This window comes from Thermogutta sp. (assembly GCF_014359955.1).
Classification (GTDB): Bacteria; Planctomycetota; Planctomycetia; order Pirellulales; family Thermoguttaceae; genus Thermogutta.
The window spans coordinates 1-1,375 of sequence record NZ_JACIYL010000999.1; the positions used below are offsets into that span (position 1 = coordinate 1).

Annotated in this window: 1 protein-coding gene; it reads right to left on the reverse strand. The window is 60.0% G+C overall.

Going from position 1 to position 1,375, the window contains the following annotated elements:
• Nucleotides 1–1,136: polysaccharide biosynthesis/export family protein (locus tag H5U08_RS18890; RefSeq protein ID WP_297036736.1), on the reverse strand; the 1,136-nt coding region annotated here is incomplete at its 3' end.
• Nucleotides 1,137–1,375 lie beyond the last annotated feature (239 nt).

Sequence of the window (1,375 nt, forward strand, 5' to 3'; positions counted from 1 at the left end):
ACGGACCCACCCACATGGACGAACCCTTTGAGCAGGTTGTAAATAAACGTTCCGAACGTCTCCTCCACCGTGATGACATCCCCTGGGGCAATGCGGAGGTTTTCCGCCGGATTCTTGGCCGCCGTGCGGAGGTTCGCCCGAATGAGCACAGGCTCGCTGCGTCCCCGTATTTGCCGTACGATCCATACCTTATCCGCCAGAGGATTGGCACATCCGCCCGCGAGGGCAATGGCGTCCAGCAACCTCAAATCCTGCGCCGCCGGGAAAGCATACATGCCAGGCTTATTGACTAGCCCATCCACATAAATGGGATCGAGTTTCCGCGGGGGCACGAACACCACATCCCCGTCCTGAAGCCGGTATTCCTGGAGGGACTGATCGTTCTGCCCAGCAGATCGCAGATCCACCTTGATGGACTCGCCAGGCGCGGTCGCCTCCGTAAAAGAGGTTAACTGGCCTGGAGCGTTTCCAACTTTGGAAGCGAGAGCCGACGCGACGGAACCTGCGGCCCAGGATCGGCGAATTTCCACGACCGGGTCCGCATCCGGTTTCAATCCTTCGGCCTGAACCAGAGCCGTCAGAAGGTCCGCCTGGGCGGCCGGGATGTTGTAGACCCCGGGTTTTGCCACCGCCCCAGTCACCGTTATCCGGTAAGTACGGGACTGCACACGTTTGATCGTGACCGTTGGCCGACGGTAAACGTCCCGCTCAATGGCGGCCTGGGCAATAGCCCTTTCCGCATCAGGAAAACGCATGCCGCCCACGGTCACTTTCCCGATGGGAGGGACCTGAATGTTGCCCTCGTCGTCCACCCGACAGGAAATAGCGGTATCCTTCGTATCGAGACTGGTGAGAACGCTGACTTCCAACAGATCGCCCGGCATGATCACGTCGCTTGGTCCCTGGTCGCTTGCCAACTGTGGCAGGGCCACATCGCGAATATCGGTCACTGGCGGGGGTTGAAATTCCACCGGAAGGGCCCGCGCTTTGTACACCATCCGGGATGTGCATCCGGCGCAGAGAAGCCCGAGTATGAAAACGACCAAACTCCGCCCGAAATGCCCACAGGCCCCTTCCAGGCCGGGCAATTGGAAACGGATGGCCGCCATCAGTCGCTGAGCGCAGTCATCTCGCATGGGGTAGCACCAGTGGTTTCGGAAAAACCTCTCCTGCTTCCATGTGGTCAGGAAAAACCGCAGCCCGGGCGGGCTTTTCACGCTTTCGGGCAAGGTCCCGGTACGGTGCATGCACCTGGAGCATCCGGTACATGACACCGGAGTTCTGACGACCCCGCGCGAGGGGGTAGATACCCAAAAAGGCGCCCGATCGTCAACAGCAAAAAACCGCCCCTTTGGGTCGAGGGAAACTGGAGAAG